Annotated in this window: 3 protein-coding genes and 3 pseudogenes; 4 read left to right on the top strand and 2 right to left on the bottom strand. The window is 35.0% G+C overall.

Annotated features, from left to right (window positions below; genetic code table 11):
- Positions 1-140 (top strand): annotated as a pseudogene (locus tag P618_RS09215) (IS701 family transposase); the annotation flags it as partial.
- 409 nt (positions 141-549) lie between these two features.
- Positions 550-1,491 carry a CBS domain-containing protein gene (locus tag P618_RS02465; protein ID WP_021827222.1) on the top strand — a complete coding sequence of 314 codons (942 nt, stop codon included), beginning with the start codon at positions 550-552 and terminating at the stop codon, positions 1,489-1,491.
- Between the two features lie 267 nt (positions 1,492-1,758).
- Here P618_RS02465 and P618_RS05990 read toward each other — a convergent pair whose 3' ends face one another.
- Positions 1,759-2,169: a transposase gene (locus P618_RS05990; protein ID WP_021827223.1), complete on the bottom strand. Its 411-nt coding sequence runs from the start codon at positions 2,167-2,169 to the stop codon at positions 1,759-1,761.
- Between the two features lie 472 nt (positions 2,170-2,641).
- Here P618_RS05990 and bioA point away from each other — a divergent pair, with 472 nt between their 5' ends.
- Complete coding sequence (gene bioA / locus P618_RS02455) at positions 2,642-3,931, top strand: adenosylmethionine--8-amino-7-oxononanoate transaminase (protein ID WP_021827225.1); 1,290 nt, start codon at positions 2,642-2,644, stop codon at positions 3,929-3,931.
- A gap of 9 nt (positions 3,932-3,940) precedes the next feature.
- Here the strand turns inward: bioA and P618_RS09210 are convergent.
- Positions 3,941-4,595: pseudogene (locus P618_RS09210) on the bottom strand (IS5 family transposase).
- A gap of 236 nt (positions 4,596-4,831) precedes the next feature.
- Here P618_RS09210 and P618_RS09205 point away from each other — a divergent pair.
- Positions 4,832-4,975 (top strand): annotated as a pseudogene (locus P618_RS09205) (IS630-like element ISWpi10 family transposase); the annotation flags it as partial.
- Positions 4,976-5,237 lie beyond the last annotated feature (262 nt).

Raw genomic sequence — 5,237 nt, 5'->3', positions numbered from 1 at the left:
TCATTGCATACTGCAAATTAGAATTATTGAAAGTGAAAACCTCATTGAATCATTTTGCAATAAAACAAAAACTATTGTTAAAAGCCAATCTTTTAATGTTCAATGAACTTCAAATTTTGAAAGATGCTAAGATGAGTTAAAAACCTACGGACGAAAAATATGATTATTTCAAGCAGAAATCAACTATTGCTGCGTAACATCAGTAAATAAAATAACAATCAGCAGATGGCATTTACGTTATAAAAGCCAAGGACATTTTCGCTCAAAGATACGTTTGTGGGCAAAGCCAATTATAGAAAAAGAGCCTTTTATTCAATATGTAACTAATTATCTGTTTAGTTCCAAACTCTTATGGTGTAATCTATAAAGAACTCAAGGAGACAAATTTATGGGAAATATATTGCATGCCAATGCCCTGCACAGTACGTTGAATGATCTTGAAAGTTACTAATTTTAACTTTATAATTCAAAAGTTTGCAATAGAGAAAATGAATTTTAATTATTAATATTGGTTAAAAATATGCATTTTTGTACAGTAGGTGTTTTTATATGTATGATCCCAGATCCGTTCTTGACGCACACATCCTTGGTCTTTGTAAAATGAGGGAGTTTATTCCTGAAAATCTTTTTCTTTGCATAAAGAAAATACGACAGACAGAAGGAAGAGTTGTGTGTCTTGGGATTGGAAAAAGTGCGTTTATTTTGCAAAAAATTTCTAGCAATTTTTCCTCTATCGGGGTTGCTTCTTATTTTCTCGATGCGATTCACGGCGTTCATGGGGAGCTTGGAGGATTGAAACAAAGTGATACAATTTTGGCGGGATCTTATAGCGGAGAATCTGCGGAACTTATTCCCGTTTTGTCTTTTGCGCAAGAAAAAAACATATTTTCCATTCTTATGACTGCTTTTCCATTGAAACGATTGGGAAAAATTGCCAGTACAACGTTACTTTTGCCTGAAATTAAGGAAGCGGGACCACTTGGATGCGTTCCCAGCACCTCTTCTTTGGTTATGCTTGCATTAGGAGACATTTTAGTAAGCGCTATGGAGCGGGATATTACGTTGGAACGTTATCAAACATATCATCCTCACGGAGCTTTGGGATTTAAATTATCTCCAGTTACCCACACTATGATCTCTGGAAATGATATGCCGTTAGTATCCTTAACTGCACCGATGACCGAGGTTTTAATCATTATGAGCGAAAAACGTCTGGGATGTGCAGGAGTTGTTAATGAAGAAGGAACGCTTTTAGGAGTTATTTCTGACGGTGATGTTCGTCGTGCATGCGCACTTTTTGGTACCATAACATCTTGCTTTGCACAGGATGTTATGCAAAAAACTCCCAAAATTTTACCCGATCATGCCATTATAAATGATGCTTTAAAATTAATGGAATTTTATAAAATTACTTTTGTTTTTGTGGTAGATAAGCATGAAAAACCTTTAGGTGTTATTCATATACACGATAGCTGGAAAAATATTCGTTAATTTTTCGCTTATCTAAATAAACATCAATGGACAATACTTTTATACTATTTTAACGCAATGAGCAAATCTTTTAGGTTAAGATTTTCTCGAATTGGAAGAAGATTTTCTGTAAAGAAGCGGCAGGTATGAGCGAGTATTTTTCGTCAAATTTTAGCTGAGAGATTCCAGAGATCTTTTTCTTTAATAGAACTGAACATAGAACCTGTCAACGAATTGTGCGATGACTGTTTCTATTTTTTTTCGGCCCCTCATCCTTTTACGGATAACTTATTTTGGTCTGGTGTCTTTCATATTATTTTTGAGAGGTGTTTGCAACGAGAGATCTATTTCCCTAAACTCTTGGCGGAGTGTTGATCGAATCAGACCTTTGTTGGCAATTGTCATGCCTTTGTAATTTGCCGTAAGCTCAGGCAAGATGTTTCGTTCATGGATATTGGCTTCTGCCATCGTAAAATTTAGGATCACTTCTTTTTGATCCTTTTTGATGAGTGAGAAGATGTCCCTTAAATCCAAAATATTTTTCGTCTTTAGCGGCACAGCTTGACCCCAAAAAAGGATTGGTATAGCCAACCCGTTTAACGTAACATGTTGAAATAGGGGATCCATCAAACAAAAAAAAACCTCTAGAACTATTATTTGAGCAAAATGTCTTTGAAAAGCTTCTTTTATTTTCCACAAATTCGCCCCTTGTCGAGTAAAAGTGGTGCGGATTCTAAGTGTCGGAAACAAGATAACCGATGAGTTTTGACATAATCATAAATCTTTTTTTTATACCAAGAACCAAAGTATTCCCCAACGATTTTCATCGTGATCACTTCTGAATCACTAAATTTATCCCTTCGAATCGCTCTACATCTTTGCAAAACATCCTCGACAATTAGATAAATATGAATGATAAAATCCTCTAGGAGCATAGATGCCTGTGATCAATAAAAATTTTGACAACATCTATTTAATCAGAGATCCATTCCTGCGCAACTACCTAAAAAGATTTTTACACTGCGTTCTTTAGTTAATCACTCCCTTTTATTCCTCACGAATCTGAACTATTATGAAAAGTGTGTTCATTTAAATAAGCGATGCTTTCAAAGTAAGCATTAAAAAAAAATACATAAAAAAGTACATAAAAATATTGTAAAGGTTTAGTGAAATGACGCTGTCAATACGTGACAAAAAAATAATCTGGCATCCATTTACACAAGAAAAAAATGCTCAGAAAATAGTTGGGATTAAAAAAGCTCAAGGAAGTTATGTGTATGATGAAAATGACGTTCCATACTTAGATTTAATTTCGAGTTGGTGGGTTAATATTCATGGTCATGGCCATCAAGAAATTGCAAAAAGTATTTACGATCAAGCAAAGACTTTGGAGCACGTTCTGTTTGCAGGATTTACTCATGAACCTGCAGTAACTTTATGCCAAGAATTACAGACTATCTTACCCAAAAATCTTTGCAGATTTTTTTTTTCTGATAATGGATCTACTTCTGTTGAGGTAGCCTTGAAAATGTCCTACCAATATTGGCTTAACTTGAGAAAAAAAGAAAAAAAATTTTTTTTAAGTTTTGATGGAGGATATCATGGAGATACGTTTGGAGCCATGTCTGTTGGGGCAAAATCGGGATTTCATAACCAATTTAAAGCATTATGTTTCAATGTTTTGTCTATACCTTACCCTTATACGTGGAATGGAGATGAGCAGGTAGAATTAAAAGAAGAAAAATCAATTCGAGTATTAAAAAAATATTTACATCAATATGCAAACACTATTTCTGCCATCATTTTAGAGCCTCTTATTCAGGGAGCAAGTGGAATGCGGATATGTAGACCTCAATTTATAAAAAATGTCGTAAATTTAGTGCGTCAATATCATATATTGGTTATTTTTGATGAAGTAATGACAGGATTTTGTCGAACAGGAACATATTTTGCTCTTCATCAGCTTGAAATTGCTCCTGATTTTTTGTGCATTTCAAAAGGACTTACGGGAGGATTTTTACCTTTAGCGCTTACGGTTACTCAAAATAGGATTTACGAAGCTTTTTTAGGAGATGATTTTAAAACTGCGTTTGCTCATGGTCACTCTTATACAGCAAATCCCCTGGCGTGCAGCGCGGCTATTACTTCACTTAAGTTACTGAAAAAACCTGAGTGTCAAGAGGCAATAAAAACTATCAGCAAAATGCATCAGGTCAAAATAATAGAAGCGAAATCTCAGTGTCCGAGAATAGAAAAAATTCGAACTCTTGGGACTATTGCTGCCTTTGATGTTAAAGATTTGCAACGCTTTATGTCTTTAGCTAAATTACGTTTTTTTGAGCAAGGTATGGTTATTCGCCCTTTAAAAAATACGATTTACCTAATGCCCCCTTATTGCATTTTAGAAGAAGAGATAGACTCGGTGTACAAAAAAATCGTTAAAATTATTAACACGTTATAGTAACGTTTTTTAATAAATTGAAGCAAAGTGAATGGCGTCTAGAAAATTTGAAGACGTTTTATCATAGCGTGTGAAAATGGGGCGGTACAACCTTGAGTTTAGCAAAAAAATTCTAGATCAAGTGACGGGAAAAGATATTTACATAATTTGAAGACTTCAAACAGTTCTTTTTAGATGGAATCACGGCCCTTTTCTTTAAGTTTTCTCCGCCCCCTTTCATCGGCATCGTATGCTTTTATCCGCAAACACTGCATCAGCTTTTTTCCAAATTATGGTCCTGACCTTGTGTAAGATAAAAAGCGACCGGATTTTCATGGGCATTACACGGTGCATGAATTTTGGTGCTGACCAAAGAGAAGCGTCCAATGGTTTGATTATGCTCTTTTTTTAGAGCCTGCGCTGTGTTGATGAGGTCGCACAATCGTTGCATAAATCATCGCGTACTCATGATCAGCGTCCTGCGATAGAGATTTCAAAGACCTTTATCCATACGCTTTTTTGGCTCCAACGGGTAAAGCGGGTGTAGGGCTTTAAAATCACCAAACTTCTCTGGCAAGATCACGCCAAAGAATTTCTGCACGGTAGCGGCATAAAACAGTCTCAACAAACAGGAGATCGTCCTTGACTGTCACACTTTATTTTTTCTAGGTAAACTGTCTTTTATCCGATCTCACTGATCATCCCGAAACGCATAACGTCTTATTTAACACACATTTCATTTGAATTCTTATTAAATTCTCAAAAAATATCGAAAAAAATCCACTTGATTTAGAACGGGCCTTAGCATAAATGAGTTTCGAAAAATGTCTATTGAATCAGATATTCATGCCCGCACAATCACCTAGAAAGATTTGCATACTGCGTTTTAAAAGGTAATGAGGCGATAATGATGGAGCTGGATGGCATAAATCAAAAAAGCTTGAGGTGCTAAACAATCTAAAGATAGTCTACCCTACCTACTCACATGGACTCAATCCTGTTGAAAGATTCTGGGAGTATATTAAGGCGCACAAAATTAAAAATAAAATCTTATGGATAGTCTGAATGATTGAATAGAATCTGTATGAAATTTTATTAAATCTCTATCAACTGAGCGTATTTTAAAAACATGCTCTGTAAATTCATTTTAGGGAAATTGCATAATATAGCTATCTGTTCGTAAATCTCAACTTAAATTTACTATCTGATGTTACGCAGCAATAGTTGATTTCTGCTTGAAATAATCATATTTTTCGTCCGTAAGTTTTTAAGGACAAAACATGAAACTGGATCTTCTTGATATGTATAGCGACTATTTGATAAGTCA

This window comes from Holospora obtusa F1 (assembly GCF_000469665.2).
In the GTDB taxonomy this organism is placed as follows: Bacteria; Pseudomonadota; Alphaproteobacteria; order Holosporales; family Holosporaceae; genus Holospora; species Holospora obtusa.
This window is presented reverse-complemented; position numbering and strand designations above follow the sequence as displayed.

Bases quoted from the DNA above. Each gene is read 5' to 3' on its own strand.
- bioA (WP_021827225.1), top strand. From the start codon at position 2,642: ATGACGCTGTCAATACGTGACAAAAAAATAATCTGGCATCCATTTACA.
- P618_RS02465 (WP_021827222.1), top strand. From the start codon at position 550: ATGTATGATCCCAGATCCGTTCTTGACGCACACATCCTTGGTCTTTGT.